Here is a 19646-nt window from a genome sequence, read left to right as displayed (position 1 = left end):
TTTCTTCACGAGTTAAACTCCTTTCACTAATAGCATTAATCAGTCTGCTAATAGTTTTTTCGGAGTTGATTATTTTTATCCATCTCAGCAAGGAATTTCAATATTTCATCTGTAGTCGTAACATTAATTTTTCAAAAAATGGAAAGAACAATTGGATCGCAGTTCCTACAGTGAATGTAATAATAATGGTACCGTATGAGATAGGTCCATGTAGTAAAAAGGCAGGGATCAATGCTGTAATCTCTCCAATGGTTTTGGCAACCATTAAATTAACTCGAAAACGTTCTTTAATGGCTAACATAAAATTATCAATGGGGCTTTGAGGGAATTTTGCCTGAATGTATATAGCTGCACCAAATCCGATAATCAAGATTCCTACTAATAGCATAACTATTTTAGGGATAAGTTGATTGACTTGAAATAAATCAAAAACAGTTCCTAACCAAAAATCAACTAATGAACCTATGATTATTATCGTTAGAAGTGAAAGAAGATCAGGTCTTTTCTTTAATAAGAGAGAGACCACTATGACTAAAAAAGCCCCATCAATCATTACCCATTTTCCTACTGATAAACCTACCTTTTCAGTTAAGGCGACATTAAGAGCATCCCATGCACCAACACCAATATCCGCCACTTCAATGGTCATACAGACACCAAAAGTCATAATAGTAAGTCCAAAAATGAAAAATAAAAACCGAATTAATAGTCTCATTAGTCGCTCCTTAAAGTTAAGAAAAAAGTAACACAATTGTAATATTCAGAACATTTACAAAATTAAAATTAAATACTATAATATACTTAACTTATCAACAAAGGAGGGCCGTAATCAATCTGCTTCCATTACTTATTATCCATAAGGAGGTTGGGATTCCCGTCTTATATGAGATTCAACACTCGTGTTCATGTATCTAAATAAACATGAAGGTTGGTGATTGATGGCCCAAAGAAAAGCGATTGATTTTTACCCTACTAAATGGTTATTTTATCATAATAGCCCAAGCTTGACGATTAACCCCGTACATTGAAGAATGGAAATGAAACTTAAATTTAATAATAAAGACTCTATGCCACCGGGCTTAGAGTCTTTATTTTTTACAATAACTAGAGTAAGTAGAAGCCAATTCCCATAATCAAATAGGCAGCGAGTAGTGTTAACCCTTCGAACCAATTGGATTCACCGTCGTTCGAGATAACAACCATAAGGAGTACCGATGACACCATCGCAATTAGCTCTTGCCAGCTAAATAGCAGTGGCATAGTAGTATCAAAGAAAAGTGATACAAGCACAAGAACAGGTAATACGAACATGGCCACCTGCAATGTAGAACCAATCGCAATTTCAACGGCAATATCCATTTTGTTTTTAAATGCCATGACAATGGCAGATGCATGTTCGGCTGCATTCCCTACTATAGCCACGATAATGACACCGATAAACAATTCAGACCAACCAAGTGTTTCTCCTACATACTCAAACGTATGAACTAGGTGCTCGGAAATGTAAGCGACTGCTATTGTTGCAATGAAAAGAACAGCAATGGCTTTCCCTTTTCCCCATTCTGGTTCTTCTTCTTCATGTGCGGCTTTTTCAGTACTAGGCTGGTATACGCCTCGATGGGTAACCAACTTAAAAAATAAGGCGGCCAGATAAAGGATGATCAAAATGACTGAAATCCCAATACTTAAGGAAAGAGTTTTTGTCTCATTCATATTAATAGAAAAAACTTCAGGGATAACAAAAGCAATGATAACCGCAAACATCAACAACCCTGAATTATGCCTAGCATCGTAGACATTAAATGATTGACGCTTAAATTTTAAGCCCCCTATAAAGAACGAAAGCCCGGCCACAAGTAGTAAGTTTCCTAACACGGAACCTGTTAGTGAGGCGAGAACAATTCCAACAAGCCCGGCTTTCAACGAAAAGATTGAAATAATAAGTTCGACTGCATTTCCGAAGGTTGCATTTAACAGTCCGCCAATCCTCGGCCCCGCAACAATTGCTAGACTTTCAGTTGCCCTTCCCATATAACTGGCAAGTGCCACGATTGTTAAGCAGTAGATAATAAATAAAACAATATTTGACCAATGCAACAGTGAGCCAATAACGGACAGCGGCACTCCAATGAATGTCATAAGCATAAAAATCCTGTTCACCGTATTCCCTCCATATTCTTTTTATATAATGAGGATATTTTCTATTAGACTTTTCCTTTTGTTCCTTAATTTACCTAAAATTACCCCAATTGTCTAGGGTCGAAACTTTCCTCTTGCATAAGAACGTTTTTCTAGTTACCATTATTTAGGAGATATTTAATCTTTATTGAATGAAAATTGTAGAATTGAGGAAGTTCTATGAATAAAACTAATCTGCGATTTTGGATCCTTGTTAGTATCGTTGCGATTTCTGGGTTTTCGCAAGGAATGTTGCTGCCTCTCATCGCTGTAATTTTTGAGAAAAGTGGGGTATCCCCTTCATTAAATGGTTTAAATGCGACCGCACTTTATATCGGAATTCTCCTTGTATCTCCTTTCATGGAAATGCCTCTTAGAAAATACGGTTATAAACCAGTGATTATTTATGGCGGCGGACTCGTCATCGTTTCACTAGCTCTATTTCCTATCTGGGAGACGTTTTGGTTTTGGTTTGCCCTCCGGGTACTAATTGGAATAGGTGACCATTCCCTCCATTTCGCCACACAGACTTGGATTACCTCATCAGCTCCTGCTGATAAGCGAGGACGAAATATTTCTCTATATGGATTATTTTTTGGAATTGGTTTTGCCAGTGGACCACTTATGACACCATTAGTTAATGTAAATCAATCTCTGCCTTTTATTGTCTCCTCAATCCTTTGTTTTATTGGCTGGATTTTTGTATTTATGCTTAAAAACGAACGACCTGAACAAGAAGTTGGTATCAATTCCTTCCTATCGACCATTAAACAGTTTAAGAAGGCTTTAAAATATGGATGGGTTGCTTTCCTTCCGCCATTTTCTTATGGTTTTTTAGAATCCTCCTTAAATGGCAGTTTTCCTGTCTATGCCTTAAGAATGGATATAAACGTCACCAATGTTTCCATGTTGTTGACTGCATTTGCCGCTGGTAGTATTATTACCTCACTTCCTTTAGGAATTTTGAGTGATAAGTATGGACGGCGAAATGTCTTAATAACAATACTTTTTCTTGGATTTTTTAGCTTTACTGCTGCCATCTTCCTTGAACACTCTTTTATTGGACTGTTTGTCGTATTTCTTATTTCTGGAATGGTCGTTGGTTCAACTTTCTCGCTAGGTATCAGCTACATGACAGATTTACTTCCAAAAACTCTTCTTCCGACCGGCAATTTGTTATGCGGGATATTTTTCAGTCTCGGCAGTTTAAGCGGTCCCATCATTGGAGGTTTGTTTATTAAATTCGTTGAAAATGTGAGTTTCTTCTATATCATTAGTACGATGCTCTTAACCTTATCAATTATCATCTTCACATTTGGTAAGAAGACTAATTTAGTATTTAAGCAACAAAGTTCGTAACAGGATAATTATGGAGCAAATTCATATCTTATGCATAAAATATGTGGTAAGATAACCATAAATAGAAACCCTATAAAGATCGTGCTGTCATCCTTTTGATGACAGCTTTCGTATTTTTTAAGGGTATTGACTTTGATTATTCTTATCAATTAGCAATCGGAGGGGGGAAAATTAGTGAGTTCCGAAGCAAAGGCACTAACAAAGAGTATGAACAAATTAGGGCTATTCGAGAAAATCAAACCACATGCAGAATTAATTGCAGCAGGCCTAAGCGGTGGTTTAATTGCAGCTGGCTGGTTATTTGATAAGTATGGAAATGGGGCAGATTCCATTATTGCTTACCTGCTAGCATTTGTAATTGGTGGTTTTGCCAAGGCAAAAGAAGGCATTGAGGCTACCTATGAAAATAAGGAACTGAACGTGGAAATGTTAATGATTTTTGCAGCTATTGGATCGGCCATTATTGGATACTGGACAGAAGGTGCCGTGTTAATCTTTATTTTTGCAGTAAGCGGGGCACTCGAAACTTATACAATGAATAAAAGTCATAAAGAAATCTCCTCTTTAATGAAACTGCAGCCAGAAGAGGCTTTACTCATATCAGATGGCAGTGAAAAGAGAGTTCCTGTTTCATTGCTTCATGTCGGAGATTTGATTCTAATAAAGCCCGGTGAGCGGATTCCTTCTGACGGGATGATCATCAAAGGACAAACCAATATTGACGAGGCGGCAATTACTGGTGAATCTATGCCTGTATCTAAAGGCGATAGAGAAGTCGTTTTCGCAGGAACTGTTAACATGACAGGCTCAATTACTGTCCAAGTAACAAAAGCGAGCCATGAGACTCTTTTTCAAAAAATCATTCAGCTCGTACAATCAGCACAAAGCGAAAAGTCTCCTTCACAACAATTTATTGAACGCTTTGAGGGAACCTATGTTAAAGTAGTCCTTTCTGTTGTTTTATTGATGTTTTTTCTTCCGCACTTTATCTTAGGCTGGAGTTGGCAAGAAGCCTTTTATCGGGCGATGATCTTATTGGTGGTGGCTTCTCCCTGTGCCCTTGTTGCATCCATCATGCCTGCAACTTTATCAGCCATTTCCAATGGAGCTAAACGTGGAATTCTGGTAAAAGGCGGGGTGCATCTAGAGAATTTAAGCCATTTGGGTGCCATTGCATTTGATAAAACCGGTACATTGACAAAAGGCAACCCAGAAGTAACGGAAGTGATTGTAAAGGATGGACTTGATAGGGATACCCTGATTTGGAAGGCAGCATCAATTGAAAGCCATTCTAACCATCCTCTTGCAACAGCGATTGTGAAATATGTAAAATCAAACCTTAACAAAGAACTCCTCCATCCAGACAGTCTGGAAGATATACCAGGATGGGGAGTAAAGGCCACCATTAACGGTGAAAATTGGAAGATTGGTAAAGCAGCGTTTGTAGACCAAGAACTGATTGAAAAGTTTGCAGGTGGAAGGATTAAAGAACTCGCTACTTATGGCAATACGCTTGTATTTATTGAAATTGATGGCGAGTTATCTGCGGTAATCGCAATGAAGGACGTTGTTCGTGAGGAGACTAAACTTGCGATTGATCACCTGAAAAAGCAAGGAATCCGTACAGTTATGCTGACTGGTGATAGTGAAAAAACGGCACGCGCAATCGCTTCGGAAAGCCATGTTGATGAGTTTTTCGCTGAATGCTTACCTGAGGTAAAAGTCGAAAAATTAAAGAAGTTAAAAACAAAATATGAAACCGTGGCAATGGTAGGTGACGGAATTAATGATGCACCTGCACTTGCTATCGCCAATGTTGGTATTGCCATGGGTGGTGGAACAGATGTTGCACTTGAAACTGCGGATATTGTCTTAATGAAAAATGATTTACCTCGCATTGCTGAGGCCATTGATCTTTCGAAGCGAATGAATAAAATCATTAAACAGAATGTTATTTTCTCGATAACTGTTATCATGATCTTAATTTCGTCAAACTTCTTTCAGATCCTTGATTTGCCATTTGGAGTCATTGGTCATGAAGGCAGCACAATCTTAGTTATTCTAAACAGCCTGCGATTGCTTAAATAGTACAAAAAGCGAAAGCTCCCCTGAACTGGATTAGAAAGACCGGATGAACATCATCCGGTCTTTTTATTTTTATAAGATGGAAAGCCCATTAGTGATAGCCGTTTGAGCCGTTTGCTGAACCGGAAGTTTTGTTTCCTTTACTTCCTTTACCTTTTTGCTTAGTACCGCCATCTTTTTTAGTTTTCTTTGTCATAATAAGAACCTCCTTAATGAAAGTAGCCTGCCACCTTAGTTTGAACAGATAGGCAAGTTTCATGAAGGTAACTATTAGCAATTCTTACGGTTTTTCTCACTATAAAAGGCATTTATTTCTCCACCTAAAATAATAATAAATGCCGAAATGTATAACCAAATCATTAAGACAATGATTGCCCCGATACTTCCATAAGTAAGAGAATAATTACTTATATTCCCAACGTAAAACGTTAATCCAATCGAGGATACAATCCAGCCAATTGTTGCAAAAGCGGCACCTGGAAAGGCACTGCGGCATTTTAATTTTACATTTGGTGCAATCCAATACAACACTGTAAAAATAAGAAACAAAATAATCGCACTAACAAGCCAACTTAATGTATTCCAGAGCTTAATAAATTCTGTCGTGTAGCCCAATTGAGAAAATAAAAAAATACCTATTTCTCTGCCGAATACAGGGAGAACAATAGCGAGAATTAATACCAAAATCATCCCAAATGTTAATATTATAGCCATCCCTCTTGAAACAATAAATGAACGGCTTTCCTTGACATTGTATGCCTTATTAAATGCCTTAACAATCGCATTAATTCCGTTCGATGCCGACCAAATAGTGCCAATGATCCCGAACGAAAGCAACCCGCCATTCCGATGGTTCATGATATCGTGGACATTTTTTTCAATTAAATCCATTGCCTCGCCTGGTGCAAAATCTTTCACTACTCCGAGCATATCCTGATGTTGAATCGGAATATAGGGAAGAAGTGTAAATAGAACAATCAGGAGCGGAAATAGGGACAATAGAAAATAATAGGCCAGCTGCGCACTTAAACCTGGCAGATCATCTTCATCGACCCTATGCCAAAGTAATCGTAATAGAGACGAGCGGACATTCCCCACCTTTTCCATGTCCATCCTCCTTCTAATGAGTTCTTTCGTCTTCTCCTAACACTTCTTCTAAAAGAAGTGCTTCGTCACTCTTCGAGAAAGTATCCTTCGTTTCTTTTATCATGTCAGTTACCTGAGGTGTTAATTCGCGTAATTCTTCTACCTTATCTGTGATAAAGGAGATATCTTCGTTCACCTGCTTTACGGTTGTCTTTACCTTTTCAGCTGTTTCCTTTACTTTCTCCGCAATTTCACCCGGATTTCTAAAAACATAAGTAACTTTTGATGTGGTTTTTTGTACATTTGCTTTCATCACTTCACGTGTTTGTTTATCTAAAAGGCTAATGGCCCCACCAGCAATGGCACCAAGTATCATTCCGCGCCAAAATTGATTTTTCTGTGTCATGTTAACGTCTCCTTTAATCTTTGTTATTATCAATAGTACCCCATGTAAAAAATACCAAAACCTGCATATTTTTATTTTCCTTGATAGAGGTATTCCATGCAAGTCCGATTTTTTTATTGACATATAATTTCTTACATGAAAAGATGAACTTAATAATTCGGAAAGGATGACCGAAATGAATTTATCTGAAAAGTCGATTGAAAATGTCGAATATATGATTGAACAAATAAAGGAAAAATTAAAAGTCTTAAACCTTGGTGCAATTAAACCTTCACACTTTGATGAAGAAATGTACGAGGAATTGAAAGAGATTTATGATATGGTCCAACGAAAGAATTCGTTTAGTCCAAATGAAATGCAAGCATTAGTTGAAGAGCTTGGAAGCCTTCGAAAGAAATAAAGTGAAACCCGTTATGCAAATAACGGGTTTGTTTGTTATTAATCTTGTTCAGTTAAAATGACGGTTCCCTCTTTGGTAACGGCAAGGGTATGTTCGTATTGCGCTGAATACTTCCCATCAATAGTTCTTGCCGTCCAGCCATTGAGATCCATTTTTGTTTGGTATCGTCCTACGTTTACCATTGGCTCGATCGTAAAGACCATACCCTCCTTGATTCTTGCACCTTTCCCTGGCAGCCCATAATGAGGAACATCCGGTTTCTCATGAATTACTGCGCCAATTCCGTGGCCAATAAAGTCACGTACAACCGAAAACCCTTCGCTTTCAACATATTTTTGAATAGCGTGCCCTATGTCTCCGATTCGATTACCGACAACGGCTTGTTCAATCCCTTTATACAGTGCTTCTTTTGTGACTTTTAATAACCGCTCGGTTTCCTCTGATACGGTCCCAACAGCATATGACCAGGCAGAATCCGCTAGCGCACCGTTATAATTTACAACCATGTCTACCGTGACAATATCCCCTTCATTTAAAGGTTCTTTCCTTGGAAAGCCATGGCAGATTTCGTCATTTATACTCGCACATGTCGCATATTCATAGCCTTTATAACCTTTTTGTTCTGGTGTCGCACCTTTTTTCTTAAGAAATTCTTCCACAAAGACATCAATTTCCCAAGTGGTAATACCTGGTTTAATCAATTTAGCTATTTCTTTATGACAAGCAGCAAGAATTTCCCCTGCTCTCTTCATTGCTTCTATTTCACGTTGTGATTTTAGGACAATCATTATTGTAGGGTCCCCTTCCTTTTTATTTATTTTTATGTATGCAAATCAAAATTGTTATTCGACTAAAAACATACCTCTAAAGAATTATACAACATGCCGTAATAGGCAACACTTTTAATATTAACTCTATCCTGGTATTTTTTCAAAAATACTTTAACATAATTATTTTCTTAAAGTTCATATTTTTTGCCTTATTTCTTTGTTCTTAATATGGTGCTTTTCTATTCTTTTTGATAGAATTAACGTAGAGTGAATAATAATTGGGTGTGAGACTAATGATTGGTGATCGCGTAAAAAAATTTCGCTTAGATAGAAAAATGTCGCTATCCGAACTTGCTGCTCAAGCAGGTGTGGCAAAATCTTATTTAAGTAACCTTGAAAATAATAAACAAGAGAATCCTTCTATAAAATTCCTAGAAAAAATCGCTGTTGTTTTAAATATTCCTGTGGATCACTTGATACATGAAGAAATTAATAAAGAGGAATTAGATATTGATTGGATGAATTTAGTCAAGGACGCAATGAATTCTGGCGTCTCTAAGGAACAATTTCGGGATTTCCTCGAATTTAACAAGTGGCGAATTAATCAAAACGATAAATAGAAAATAAAATAATCTTATTGAAAAATAAAAGCATTCTACAAACAAGTTGCACTTGTAGAATGCTTTTATTTTATGTACGAATAGGATGATTCTGATCATCTTTCGTTGACCAAGAAATCACGAACTGCTTCTATGGATAACCCTAAGTCCTTTGCTTCTAATATGAGTGCCATCCATTCCTGATCGATTACTTCTACTTCACTTTTTGTAATAACCATTCCACTCACCCCTAAAATACATAATGTATTCCAGGTAGCCCGGCCATCCTAGCAGAAACCCGCCTTAGATCCTCGGCTTTGCGTCCCTGCCTTTCAACAGGTTTGCCTTTTTCTGACATTAATAAAACTTAAGTCACTGAATTAGCATTTCTTTTTTGTTTTGATAGGTCGATTTACTTAATCTACATTGATATTATATCTAGTGCTATTTTAGTAGGGTGTTGTAATTTGTCGTATTGATTAAATTTTCACACAACTAATTCTAACAAATTATCCCACATTTCTACAAAAATATCCTATTTTGGACTTGAAATCAGAATACCTTCTGTCAAAAGAGTGAATTTTTGGAAGAAATACCCTGCTATTTAATCATTTCTTTAACCAGAACCAAAAAATTTTCCCAACATATACGTTAAATATTTGTCTAAATTGTGACAATTGGCATATAATATAAACAATATAATAATTTTCTAAATATTATTAATTTTCTAATATTGGTGGTGTTGCAGTGTAATGACCATTCTTCATGTGTTGAATTTTTCCATACCGATTGCATTTATTGGGTTGGCCGGTTATTTTTTAGACCTCATGTGCAAGCCAGATTCCACAAAACACAATGCTGGTGAAGATTGAATCTTTTAAAGGATTCCTCTGTCATTCAGCTTTTTCTTTTGGTGTAGTTATTAAAAAAGTAATTATTTCACTCCGTTTCGGGAATGATACTTGCGTAAACGAAAGGAGTGTTGTAATTGGCACGCGGAGAACATTTTGAACATAAAAAGAAGGGTCATCCAGGAAACTTTCCACAAGATACTTTAGTGGAAAAACATGCGAAAGAAGCAGTTGGTGACGAAGAATTCCTAGTTGTACGAGAAGCATTTAAAAATCGTGTGGAAAATGAAGATGAGTATCGCGGAGATACTGCTCGCTTACTAAATGATCAGACAGAATAAAAGGCGTGAGTATCTCACGCCTTTTTCCTATTAAGAAAAGCACAAGCGCCCTGGTCAGCGGCGTATGGCCTGGAGCACTCCAACTGAGATAAAGGAAACACGAAGAGCCGGAGGCGCATTCGTGCTTGACTTATCGTAGGGCGGAGAGCGAAGGACACTAGCCGCTAGGGCCGCTTGCGCTAGACAGTAATCTAAGTTAAAAAACTTTATCTTTCTTATCTTTTAAGAATTCATTTTAGAAATGTCGCTTTTCGATCCTTATATTTCTAATAAATGGAGAAAATTCAATTGACTTAAGCCAATAAGCAATTTTTTCAATATCCTTTGAAAAGACCCTATCTTGTTTAATGGATGCTACCTGTTCGCGGGCCTTATCGTAGAACAACCTAGTAATTGTGGCCATCTTTTCGATCCCGCGAATCTCCACGGCCTGCATGGCACAAATCAGTTCAATCGCCACAACTCTTCGTGCATTTTGGATAATTTGATAAGCATGCCTCGACGCAATCGTGCCCATACTTACATGATCCTCTTGATTAGCAGATGATGGTATGGAATCGACACTAGCTGGATGGGCAAGCGTTTTATTCTCTGATACCAGTGCTGCTGCCGCATATTGCATGATCATTGCCCCTGATTGTAAGCCAGGCTCAGGACTTAGAAAGGCTGGTAAATCATTCAACTGCGGATTAACCAATCTTTCAATCCTTCTTTCTGAAATATTCGCCAGTTCAGCCACAGCAATTTTCATAAAATCCATGGCAAAAGCAATCGGCTGTCCATGGAAATTCCCCCCTGAGATCACCTTTTCCCCATTATCAAAGATTAACGGATTATCTGTTGCTGCGTTCATTTCAATTTCTAATTTTTCTTTCACATAATCCAGAGCCTGCCACGATGCACCATGAACCTGTGGCATGCAGCGGAGAGAATAAGCATCTTGAACCCGTAATTCGCCCTGTTGTGTAGTTAATAAACTATCGCTTAAATAACCACGGATTCTTGCTGCCGTATCAATTTGCTGTTTATACCCTCTAGCTATATGAACTTCTTCCGCAAATGCATCGATAATCCCATTTAACCCTTCCATTGTCATAGCTGCAATTAGCTCACTTTCATGTGCCAGCTGCTCTGCCTCCAAATAGCCGATCACACCCATAGCTGTCATCGCTTGTGTCCCATTAATAAGGGCTAGACCCTCTTTTGCCTCCAACGTTAACGGTAAAATTCCTTCTTGTTGGAGTGCATCAAGGGCCTCCATTTGTTTACCTTTGTAAAATACTTCTCCTTCGCCAATTAAAACCAACGCAAGATGAGAAAGCGGGGCTAAATCACCGCTTGCCCCCAGGGAACCTTGCTGCGGGATCACAGGAATAATATTCTGATTCACTAACTCTAATAACTTTTCAATGACAACAGGTCTGACTCCTGAATAACCCTTGAGGAGTGCGTTGGCTCGTAGAAGTACCATTGCTTTGGAAACTATTTCGGGAAAAGGTTCACCAACCCCGCATGCATGGGAGCGAATTAAATTAAGCTGGAGGTCTTGAACATGTTTTTTTTCAATAAGAACGTCGCTGAACTTTCCAAATCCCGTCGTAATCCCATAAACTACTTTTGATTCTGAAACAATTCTTTCAACTGCTTCACGACTCTTCTTGACTGCTTCCATGCTCTTGTCTGAGGCCATGACCTTTTGCTTTCGATATAAAACATCTTTCATCTGCTCTAATGTTAAACTTCCACCTGTCAGTGTTACCATATCGTCTCTCTCCTCTACCACTGTAGTATAATAAAGAAAGAGGCTGGATTCCGAATCTACTTGATTGGGAGTCCAGCCTCTTTTATGATGAATTGATTGAATATTATCAGATGCCTCATGGGTATCATTCCATTCTTTATCTATCTTAGTGATAATATTGTATGGTTTGATAAGCTTATTTGTCAATTCAATTTTCTGAATTTTAGAACGATAACGCTTTAGCAGGATAATAAATGAAAGGAAAATACTTAAGTTACAAAATACCTTGAGATTCCGTTATACTATATAAAGGTCAAAATGGATGTACCTGAAAGGAGTAAATATGAAATCTCTTGTACTTGCAGAAAAGCCAAGTGTTGCCCGGGAACTTGCCCGTGTTCTTGGCTGCAATCAAAAACATAAAAGCTATATGGAAGGAAATCAATACATTGTCACATGGGCACTCGGCCACTTAATCGAATTAAAAATGCCAGAGCATTATGATACGAAATATAAAACATGGAATTTAGAGGATTTACCGATTATTCCACAAAAAATGGGCTTGATGGTCATGAAGCAAACCAACCATCAATTCCGTGCGATCGAAACATTAGCAAAACGGAAAGACATTAAAGAATGTATCATCGCAACCGATGCTGGTCGTGAAGGTGAATTAGTAGCACGCTGGATTCTTGACAAGATTCGGTGGAACAAGCCCTTAAAAAGATTATGGATTTCTTCGCAAACAGATAAGGCCATCAAAGACGGGTTCAAGCAATTAAAACCTGGTAAACAATTTGAGGACCTCTACCATTCGGCCGTTTGCCGTGCGGAAGCTGATTGGTTAATCGGATTGAATGTAACAAGAGCACTAACAACAAAATATAAAGACCCACTTTCGGCAGGTCGGGTTCAGACCCCTACTCTTGCCCTTGTTTTGGAACGAGAACAGCAGATTCAATCCTTTGTTCCAAAGGAATATTGGACGATTCGAGCCGATATTGGCCCACTTTCAACAGATTGGGAACGGGACAATGAAAAGCGCATCTTCGATAAGGCAAAAGCTGAAACTATCCAATCCAAAGTATATGGTAAAAAGGCGGTGCTCGATAAAATAGACCGCAAGAAAAAATCAGAGCCACAGCCACTGCCTTATGATTTAACAGAACTACAGCGAGATGCTAACAAGCGGTTTGGTTTCTCGGCGAAAAAGACATCATCTGTTTTACAACGTCTTTATGAGCAATACAAATTGGTCACTTATCCTAGAACTGATTCACGCTATTTAACCACCGATATGGTGAACACTATGACAGACCGCTTGCATGGCATGGCTTCAGGTTATAAAGAAGAAGTTCGCCCCATTCTTGCAAACAAGGGAACTGTGCTCGCCAAACGCGTCTTTAACAATGAAAAGGTAACAGACCATCACGCCATTATCCCAACGGAGCAAAGGCTTAATCTTAGTGAACTTGATTCAGATGAAAGAAAACTTTATGACATCATTGCTCGACGTTTCTTAGCATTGTTTTTACCAGCTTATGAATTTGACACCATACAGGCAACATTTAAAGTTGAAGGCGAAACCTTTACTGCCAAAGAAACAAATGTAATGGAATTGGGCTTTAAAAAGGTGTTAGGAAAAGAAGGATCGGAACAATTGACTACTGGACTGCAAAAATTAGCTCAGGGTCAGTCCTTTACGGTAAAAAATGGCGTACTAAACCAAAAATGGACAGAGCCGCCGCAGCGCTATTCCGAAGCTGATGTTCTGGCGCAAATGGAGAAATTCGGTCTAGGTACGCCAGCAACGCGGGCAGAAATTATTGAAAGACTTGTAGAAACGGAAGTCGTAGAACGACAGAATGGACGCTTCCACTCAACGAAAAAAGGCAAGCAGCTTATTGAACTTGTTAATGATGAATTAAAGTCACCGGAACTAACGGCCAAATGGGAACAAGAACTAGAGAAAATCTCCAAAGGAAAGGCGGACCCGAAAGCCTTTTTACAAAAGATTCGCCGCCAAACGGAGCAGTTGGTTTCTGAAATTAAAAAAAGTGAAAAATCCTATCGTGCCCACAATTTAACCGGTTCAAGATGTCCTGAATGTAACGAATTCCTAAAGGAGCGGAATACAAAGGAAGGCAAGATTCTCGTTTGCTCAAGTCCAGAGTGTTCCTTCCGAAAACGTAAGGATCCAAAGCTTTCCAACCGCCGTTGTCCGCAATGCCATAAAAAAATGGAAATTCATAATGGAAAAGCCGGCGCGTACTTCCAATGCCGCCGCTGTAATGTCGTTGAAAAGGCAGAAGACAAGAAAAAAGCTGTCAATAAAAAAGAAGCACAAAAGCTCGTTCAGAAATATACCCAAAAAGAGGATTTCGGAACCAGCTTAGGTGATTTACTAAAACAAGCCTTAAACAATCAGGAATAAATTAAATGGTAAGCACTCAGGATGTGCTTACCATTTATGTTATAAGTTTTTCGATTTGGCTAGTATTATGTTGGTCAAAATTTTAGAAACGAGGACAATGTATGAGAATTAGGGATTGGGATCCTAATTTAAAGGTTCGCTTATTCAGTGAAGCGATGATGAACATCACGTTTTGGATGTTTTTTCCTTTCTTAACGATTTACTTCGCAGAAGAGTTCGGTAAAAGTAAAGCAGGATTATTATTAGTTTTTTCACAGATTTTTTCAGTACTTGCTAACCTTATGGGCGGATACTGCGCTGACCGGTTCGGGCGGAAACGAATGATGGTACTGTCTGCAATTGGTCAAGGACTTTCATTTATCGCATTTGGCTTCGCTAGTTCACCGTGGTATGAATCGCCGTGGATGGGCTTTATCGCTTTTGCAGTTGCCGGTGTGTTCGGTTCCTTTTATTGGCCGGCTAGCCAAGCGATGGTAGCCGATGTCGTCGATGAAAAAGACAGAAGCAATGTGTTTGCTATTTTTTACACCTCAATTAATATTGCGGTTGTAATTGGCCCGATTTTAGGTGCGATTTTTTATGTTCATTACCGGTTTCAACTTTTACTTGTCGCAGGGTTAGTCTGCATTTCCTTGGGACTTATTTTAGCCAAATGGACTCGTGAAACAGTCCCGGTTAATCAAAGTACTTCTTCGTCTGACGGGAAATGGTATTACTTTTTAACAAATCAACTGAAGGATTATTCACTCATTGTTAAAGATAAAACCTTCCTTCTATTTATTCTTGCGGGAGTATTAGCGGGGCAAACATTTATGCAATTGGATTTGTTGATTCCAGTTTATATAAAGGATGTCTTTCAAGATCAGAGTCTCTTTTCAATTGGGAATTGGTCGTTTTCGGTCAATGGTGAACAGGCGTTTGGTTTGGTGCTTGCAGAAAATGGATTTCTCGTCGCTCTGCTGACAGTAATTGTCACAAAGTGGATGAGTACTTATTATGAAAGAAATGTATTTGTACTTTCGTCAGTTGTGTACGCCTTTTCTATGATTCTTTTTAGTCAAACCACGTGGATTTGGGGTTTAATGATCGCGATGGCGGTTTTCACTTTTGCTGAATTAATGGGGGCTGGGCTCCAGCAAAGCTTTGTATCACGACTTGCTCCGGAGCATATGCGAGGACAATACTTCGCTGCTGCAAGCCTTCGGTTTACCATAAGCCGCACTATTGCACCGCTTGCAATTCCAATGACGGTACTGCTTGGCTATAGCTGGACGTTTTTCGTGTTAGTTTTTCTTGCCTTGTTAAGTGCTGGGATGTACTGGGTCATGTTCCATTCATTTGAAAAACAAAATATTAAATCACATATATAAAAACCGGTCAATAATCTCTTAATATTTGTACTAAATTGTTCACATTTGCCCAATTTGTATTATAATTAACTTATAAAGATAATTATAATAAGGGCGGTGTAAACAATGGAATTATCCGAGTTCATGGCTCCAACATCATTATCAGGTATTATTACATTCTTAGTACTATTTTCCGCAGGTGTTTATTTTAATATAAAAGTATACGGCAGCAAGATGCAGTAAAGATGAAAATCTTTACTGTTTTTCATTTTATAGACGTTCTCAAACTTAATTGGTAATAGTTTCTTTTTCCAATTAATAACGCTACAATATAGAAAGATTCAGAAAAAGGAGGCATACATATGAATGAATTTCAAACAACACTTGAAAAATATGCTGAACTAGCTGTTAAGGTTGGTGTAAATGTTCAGAAAGGTCAAACTCTAGTCGTTAATGCTACATTAGATGCAGCGAATTTTGTTCGTCTAATTGTTAAAAAAGCTTACGAAACTGGTGCTCAAAATGTCATCGTCAACTGGAACGACGATACTGTGACGAGAACAAAATATGACTTAGCTCCAGATGATGCTTTCCTTGAGTATCCTGTTTGGCGTGCCAAAGAAATGGAAGACCTAGCAGCCAAGGGTGCAGCCTTTATGTCAGTTATTTCTACTAGCCCAGATTTGTTAAAAGGTGTGAATCCAGAACGGATTTCTAACTTTAATAAAGCTGCCGGAACAGCATTGGCCAATTATCGGAAGGCCGTACAATCCGATAAGGTGAGTTGGACGGTTATCGCCGCTGCGTCACCTGCATGGGCTGCAAAGGTATTCCCTGATGAGCCTGCTGAAAACCAAGTCAATAAGCTTTGGGATGCAATTTTTAAAGCAGTACGTGCAGACGTGGAAAATCCAGTAGAAGCTTGGAAGAAACATGATGAAACCCTTCATGAAAAAGTTCATTATTTAAATGAAAAACGATACCAAAAGCTTCATTATACAGCGCCTGGTACAGACCTAACGATTGAACTTCCTGAAAAACATATCTGGGTAGGCGCAGGCAGTGTGAATGAGAAGGGCTTTGAATTTATGGCAAACATGCCGACTGAAGAAGTGTTCACTGTACCCTATCGAACAGGTGTGAATGGTACAGTTGCTAGTACAAAACCTTTAAGCTATGGTGGAAATATTATTGACCGCTTTTCAATTACATTTGAAAATGGAAAAATTGTTGGCGTGAAAGCAGAAGAAGGCGAAGAAATTCTAAAGCGTCTTGTTGATACTGATGAAGGCTCACATTATCTTGGTGAGGTTGCACTTGTACCATATAATTCACCAATTTCCCTATCAAATGTCCTATTCTTTAATACATTATTTGATGAGAATGCCTCAAACCATTTAGCAATCGGAAGTGCCTATGCTTTCTGTATTGAAGGCGGAAAGAAAATGTCTTCTGAAGAATTGAAAGAGAACGGTCTAAACGAAAGTATCACCCACGTCGACTTCATGATTGGTTCCACTGAGATGGACATCGATGGAATCACCGCAGATGGCAAAACAGAACCCGTGTTTAGAGGCGGGAATTGGGCATTTTAATAAAGCGTAAGCACCCTGTTCAGCGGCGTATGGCCTGGAGCGCTCCAACCGAGATAAAGGAAACACGAAGAGCCCGAGGTGATTCGATGTTGACTTATCGTAGGGCGGAGAGCGAAGGACACTAGCCGCTAGGGTGCTGGAGCTAGGCAGTAATCTAAGTTCAGAAACTTAAAGAGCAGGGATCTCCTGCTCTTTTTCTATTGTGAAAATATAATTGCCCCATCCTTTTCTTTTTCAATTTTTTCACGCATTTTATTAAGTTGGTCCAGTGGATTTTCAGGTATAACTTTTCCTAATATGCCAACAAGGTCAAGTGATTTTAATAGGTCTTCCTCCAAGCTTTGTAATTCTTTTGTCAATGAGTCACCTTGACAGATGGAGTTCAAAGTTTGTTTCTTTGTTATGGCTTCATCAATTAATGACAAAGCTAGCTCTTTTGTAACCGTCCCTTTTGCTTCCTCTAATTGAATACAAACGGATTTTACAACCTGTTCCACCTTTTCCTTAGTTCCACTAACAATAGGGTCAATTTTCTCTATAACTGGTTTAAGTGGTTTCGTGACAGGCTCGACGGGCTTCAACACTGGCTCAAGTGGATCTGTTACTGGTTCCAACGGCTTCAGGATAGGTTCGATTGGCTCAACGATTGGCACCAATGGTTTTGTAATAGGTTCCACGGGATTCGTCACAACATTAATCACCTCTTTAACAGGTTCAGTGATCTTCCCAATGTCATCGGGTGGTTTATCTACATTGGAACGATCTTCACATGTGAGAGGCAAATGTCCACTTGAAATTTTATTAAGCTCTTTATCCAATTGATTAACGGGAAGTGCACTTAATTCTTGAATTATTTCCAACTTCTCAGGCTTTGTTGCATTTGACTGGCCGGAAACCGTATTAAGGACTAACTGCTTAATAATACTATTTTCGGATTCTAAAGAATGAGCTACCATAACCACCTGTTCCATCCCAAGTTCTGGAACAGTTTCCGCCGCGTTTAGGCAAGCCCCTTTAAAGGAAAGAGCTGAAGTATCAACAATCATATTCTTTACACTAACTGGTCCATTTGCTTTTAAACTAATAGTTACCGGACCTTTTGGTGAATTCACCTGTTTGGTTAATTTCATTCCATATATCATTGCGGATTTATAATGAAAACGAATCATTAGTTTCCCATTATTTGCAGCGGTATCTTGTTTAATTATGGTTACTGTAATACCCGAACCAACGACTCGATCTGCCTCAATGACAAACCCTTCTGTACTTTGGTCCTCCGCTTTTACTACTTCACCACTTTCAAAAATAGTTAAAAAAAGAAATAGGAGACAAAAGATTAACAAGATTTTCTTGCTTTTCCACCACATGGTTTGCTCTCCTTTAGAAAGTGTGGGTTGATTTTTCCAAATCAGTTGGGGGTGTAACTTTCACTCTCACTGGTGCTAGCCGCCATGCCAGCAGTGCTGCACCTCCGATGATTCCAAAGAGAGTCCCGAAAAGAAACCCTCCTAAGGCTCCAATAACGGATAATATCGATAGAAAAATAGTAAAGATTCCAAGAATTTTAGAAGCATTAGGAAAAAATAAGGCTACAATTCCAATCAAAGTAAGCAATCCTCCAAAGAGTAAGCCAATGATTGCAATCGACCCTGGTAAGAATGTACTTAAATAAAGGTTTAATGGTACCCATGAAATCATGAGTCCACTGATTATTGTCATGAAAGCCCCCCATATGGGCCTGGCTTTTCGCCATTTAGTGAATTTCATCTATCTCCCCCCCTACCTTATTTCTTATCAATCTTTTCAACTGTCAGTCTCATTCCATTCATATTAATTGTTTTCTGAAAAAGATAGTGCGTTTTTAGTTTTGCATGTTCTAAAGTAATTTTTGAGGAGGTTTGTTGGAATTGTTTTTGCCAATCATCACTATGATTTTCTTTTAGCGCTAAATTTGTGAATTTTGCATCCGCTTCAATTAAACCTGCATCATGTTGCAGACCGGTAATTTGTACAGGTTTAGATGCAGTAATCTTGACACGAATCCACTGTCCGCCAACTTTGAAATCCTTGTATAATTGCAAATGATCAATTGTCAAATTTTCTATTAAATTGGTGCCTTGTGGGGCTGAATCTGAGCTGCTTGTTTCACCCATTTTTGGAAAGAAGGTATAGCCATTCCCCTCTAACTTGTCGAACTCTACATAGAAATCACCTACTCCAGCAATGGGGACAGCATAGGCTACACCTGAAATCCCAAATGAGACTAATAATAACGCTAATACCAAAATTCCAGTACCTAAAGCCGACCAAAAAACTTTCTTACTTGTCATCCCCTCAACAGATTGAATTGAACTTTCCATACGCACTCTCCTATTTTCTGAATTTTTAAACATTACTCTTTTATTACCTTACTACGGTTATATAACAGCCACAATCACGTCATCTATCGGAA

Annotated in this window: 18 protein-coding genes and 1 riboswitch; of the genes, 8 read left to right on the top strand and 10 right to left on the bottom strand. The window is 38.5% G+C overall.

Translation table 11 applies throughout. The features are described 5' to 3' along the window. Positions 1–97 precede the first annotated feature (97 nt). Positions 98–715, bottom strand: a complete 618-nt coding sequence (locus QNH17_RS05235; RefSeq protein ID WP_283877736.1) for a YczE/YyaS/YitT family protein — start codon at positions 713–715, stop codon at positions 98–100. Between the two features lie 389 nt (positions 716–1104). Next, complete coding sequence (gene cax / locus QNH17_RS05230) at positions 1105–2145, bottom strand: calcium/proton exchanger (protein ID WP_283879437.1); 1041 nt, start codon at positions 2143–2145, stop codon at positions 1105–1107. A 213-nt stretch (positions 2146–2358) separates the two neighbouring features. Here cax and QNH17_RS05225 point away from each other — a divergent pair, with 213 nt between their 5' ends. Together QNH17_RS05225 and QNH17_RS05220 are read left to right on the top strand one after the other, a co-directional pair. Beyond that, the gene (locus QNH17_RS05225; protein WP_283877735.1) at positions 2359–3537 is read left to right on the top strand and encodes an MFS transporter; all 1179 of its coding nucleotides are present in this window, start codon (positions 2359–2361) and stop codon (positions 3535–3537) included. Positions 3538–3711: 174 nt separating this feature from the next. Then, positions 3712–5625: a heavy metal translocating P-type ATPase gene (locus QNH17_RS05220; protein WP_283877734.1), complete on the top strand. Its 1914-nt coding sequence runs from the start codon at positions 3712–3714 to the stop codon at positions 5623–5625. A 267-nt stretch (positions 5626–5892) separates the two neighbouring features. Here the strand turns inward: QNH17_RS05220 and QNH17_RS05215 are convergent, their stop codons facing one another. Then, the gene (locus tag QNH17_RS05215; RefSeq protein ID WP_283877733.1) at positions 5893–6729 is read right to left on the bottom strand and encodes a YihY/virulence factor BrkB family protein; all 837 of its coding nucleotides are present in this window, start codon (positions 6727–6729) and stop codon (positions 5893–5895) included. Positions 6730–6742: 13 nt separating this feature from the next. Beyond that, positions 6743–7114, bottom strand: coding sequence for a YtxH domain-containing protein (locus QNH17_RS05210; RefSeq protein ID WP_283877732.1), 372 nt, complete (start codon positions 7112–7114; stop codon positions 6743–6745). Between the two features lie 175 nt (positions 7115–7289). Between QNH17_RS05210 and QNH17_RS05205 the strand changes: the two genes are divergently transcribed. After that, the gene (locus QNH17_RS05205) at positions 7290–7514 is read left to right on the top strand and encodes a DUF1128 domain-containing protein (protein ID WP_026564441.1); all 225 of its coding nucleotides are present in this window, start codon (positions 7290–7292) and stop codon (positions 7512–7514) included. Between the two features lie 38 nt (positions 7515–7552). Here the strand turns inward: QNH17_RS05205 and map are convergent, their stop codons facing one another. Further along, positions 7553–8302 (bottom strand): type I methionyl aminopeptidase, encoded by a 750-nt coding sequence (gene map, locus QNH17_RS05200; RefSeq protein ID WP_283877731.1) that lies wholly within the window; start codon positions 8300–8302, stop codon positions 7553–7555. Between the two features lie 275 nt (positions 8303–8577). On the opposite strand from map, the gene QNH17_RS05195 reads away from it, so the two are divergent. Further along, positions 8578–8904: a helix-turn-helix domain-containing protein gene (locus tag QNH17_RS05195; protein WP_026564443.1), complete on the top strand. Its 327-nt coding sequence runs from the start codon at positions 8578–8580 to the stop codon at positions 8902–8904. A 95-nt stretch (positions 8905–8999) separates the two neighbouring features. On the opposite strand, the gene QNH17_RS05190 is transcribed toward QNH17_RS05195, so the two are convergent. Next, on the bottom strand, positions 9000–9122 hold the full coding sequence (locus QNH17_RS05190) for an anti-repressor SinI family protein (protein WP_144552845.1): 123 nt from the start codon (positions 9120–9122) through the stop codon (positions 9000–9002). A 30-nt stretch (positions 9123–9152) separates the two neighbouring features. After that, positions 9153–9239: riboswitch (cyclic di-GMP riboswitch) on the bottom strand. Positions 9240–9871: 632 nt separating this feature from the next. Here QNH17_RS05190 and QNH17_RS05185 point away from each other — a divergent pair. Beyond that, entirely contained in the window at positions 9872–10075 is a 204-nt protein-coding gene (locus QNH17_RS05185; RefSeq protein WP_144552843.1) for a hypothetical protein, read from the top strand. A 235-nt stretch (positions 10076–10310) separates the two neighbouring features. Here QNH17_RS05185 and hutH read toward each other — a convergent pair whose 3' ends face one another. Further along, positions 10311–11837, bottom strand: coding sequence for a histidine ammonia-lyase (gene hutH, locus QNH17_RS05180; protein WP_283879436.1), 1527 nt, complete (start codon positions 11835–11837; stop codon positions 10311–10313). Between the two features lie 322 nt (positions 11838–12159). On the opposite strand from hutH, the gene QNH17_RS05175 reads away from it, so the two are divergent. The 3 genes from QNH17_RS05175 to QNH17_RS05165 all read left to right on the top strand — a co-directional run bounded on the left by QNH17_RS05175 (position 12160) and on the right by QNH17_RS05165 (position 17194). Then, the gene (locus QNH17_RS05175; RefSeq protein ID WP_283877729.1) at positions 12160–14250 is read left to right on the top strand and encodes a DNA topoisomerase III; all 2091 of its coding nucleotides are present in this window, start codon (positions 12160–12162) and stop codon (positions 14248–14250) included. A 101-nt stretch (positions 14251–14351) separates the two neighbouring features. Then, entirely contained in the window at positions 14352–15620 is a 1269-nt protein-coding gene (locus QNH17_RS05170) for an MDR family MFS transporter (RefSeq protein WP_283877728.1), read from the top strand. 341 nt (positions 15621–15961) lie between these two features. Continuing rightward, positions 15962–17194 carry an aminopeptidase gene (locus tag QNH17_RS05165; protein WP_283877727.1) on the top strand — a complete coding sequence of 411 codons (1233 nt, stop codon included), beginning with the start codon at positions 15962–15964 and terminating at the stop codon, positions 17192–17194. A gap of 197 nt (positions 17195–17391) precedes the next feature. Here QNH17_RS05165 and QNH17_RS05160 read toward each other — a convergent pair whose 3' ends face one another. Genes QNH17_RS05160 through QNH17_RS05150 form a run of 3 tightly spaced genes read right to left on the bottom strand, consistent with a single transcriptional unit; the run spans position 17392 to position 19554 of the window. Further along, entirely contained in the window at positions 17392–18561 is a 1170-nt protein-coding gene (locus QNH17_RS05160) for a hypothetical protein (RefSeq protein ID WP_283877726.1), read from the bottom strand. A 13-nt stretch (positions 18562–18574) separates the two neighbouring features. After that, the gene (locus QNH17_RS05155) at positions 18575–18961 is read right to left on the bottom strand and encodes a DUF6114 domain-containing protein (protein ID WP_283877725.1); all 387 of its coding nucleotides are present in this window, start codon (positions 18959–18961) and stop codon (positions 18575–18577) included. Between the two features lie 17 nt (positions 18962–18978). After that, positions 18979–19554, bottom strand: coding sequence for a DUF6230 family protein (locus QNH17_RS05150; RefSeq protein WP_283877724.1), 576 nt, complete (start codon positions 19552–19554; stop codon positions 18979–18981). Positions 19555–19646 lie beyond the last annotated feature (92 nt).

Source organism: Neobacillus sp. SuZ13 (assembly GCF_030123365.1).
Taxonomy (GTDB): domain Bacteria; phylum Bacillota; class Bacilli; order Bacillales; family Cytobacillaceae; genus Neobacillus.
Note: the sequence above shows the minus strand (reverse complement) of the source record. Positions and strands in the feature narration are given on the sequence as shown.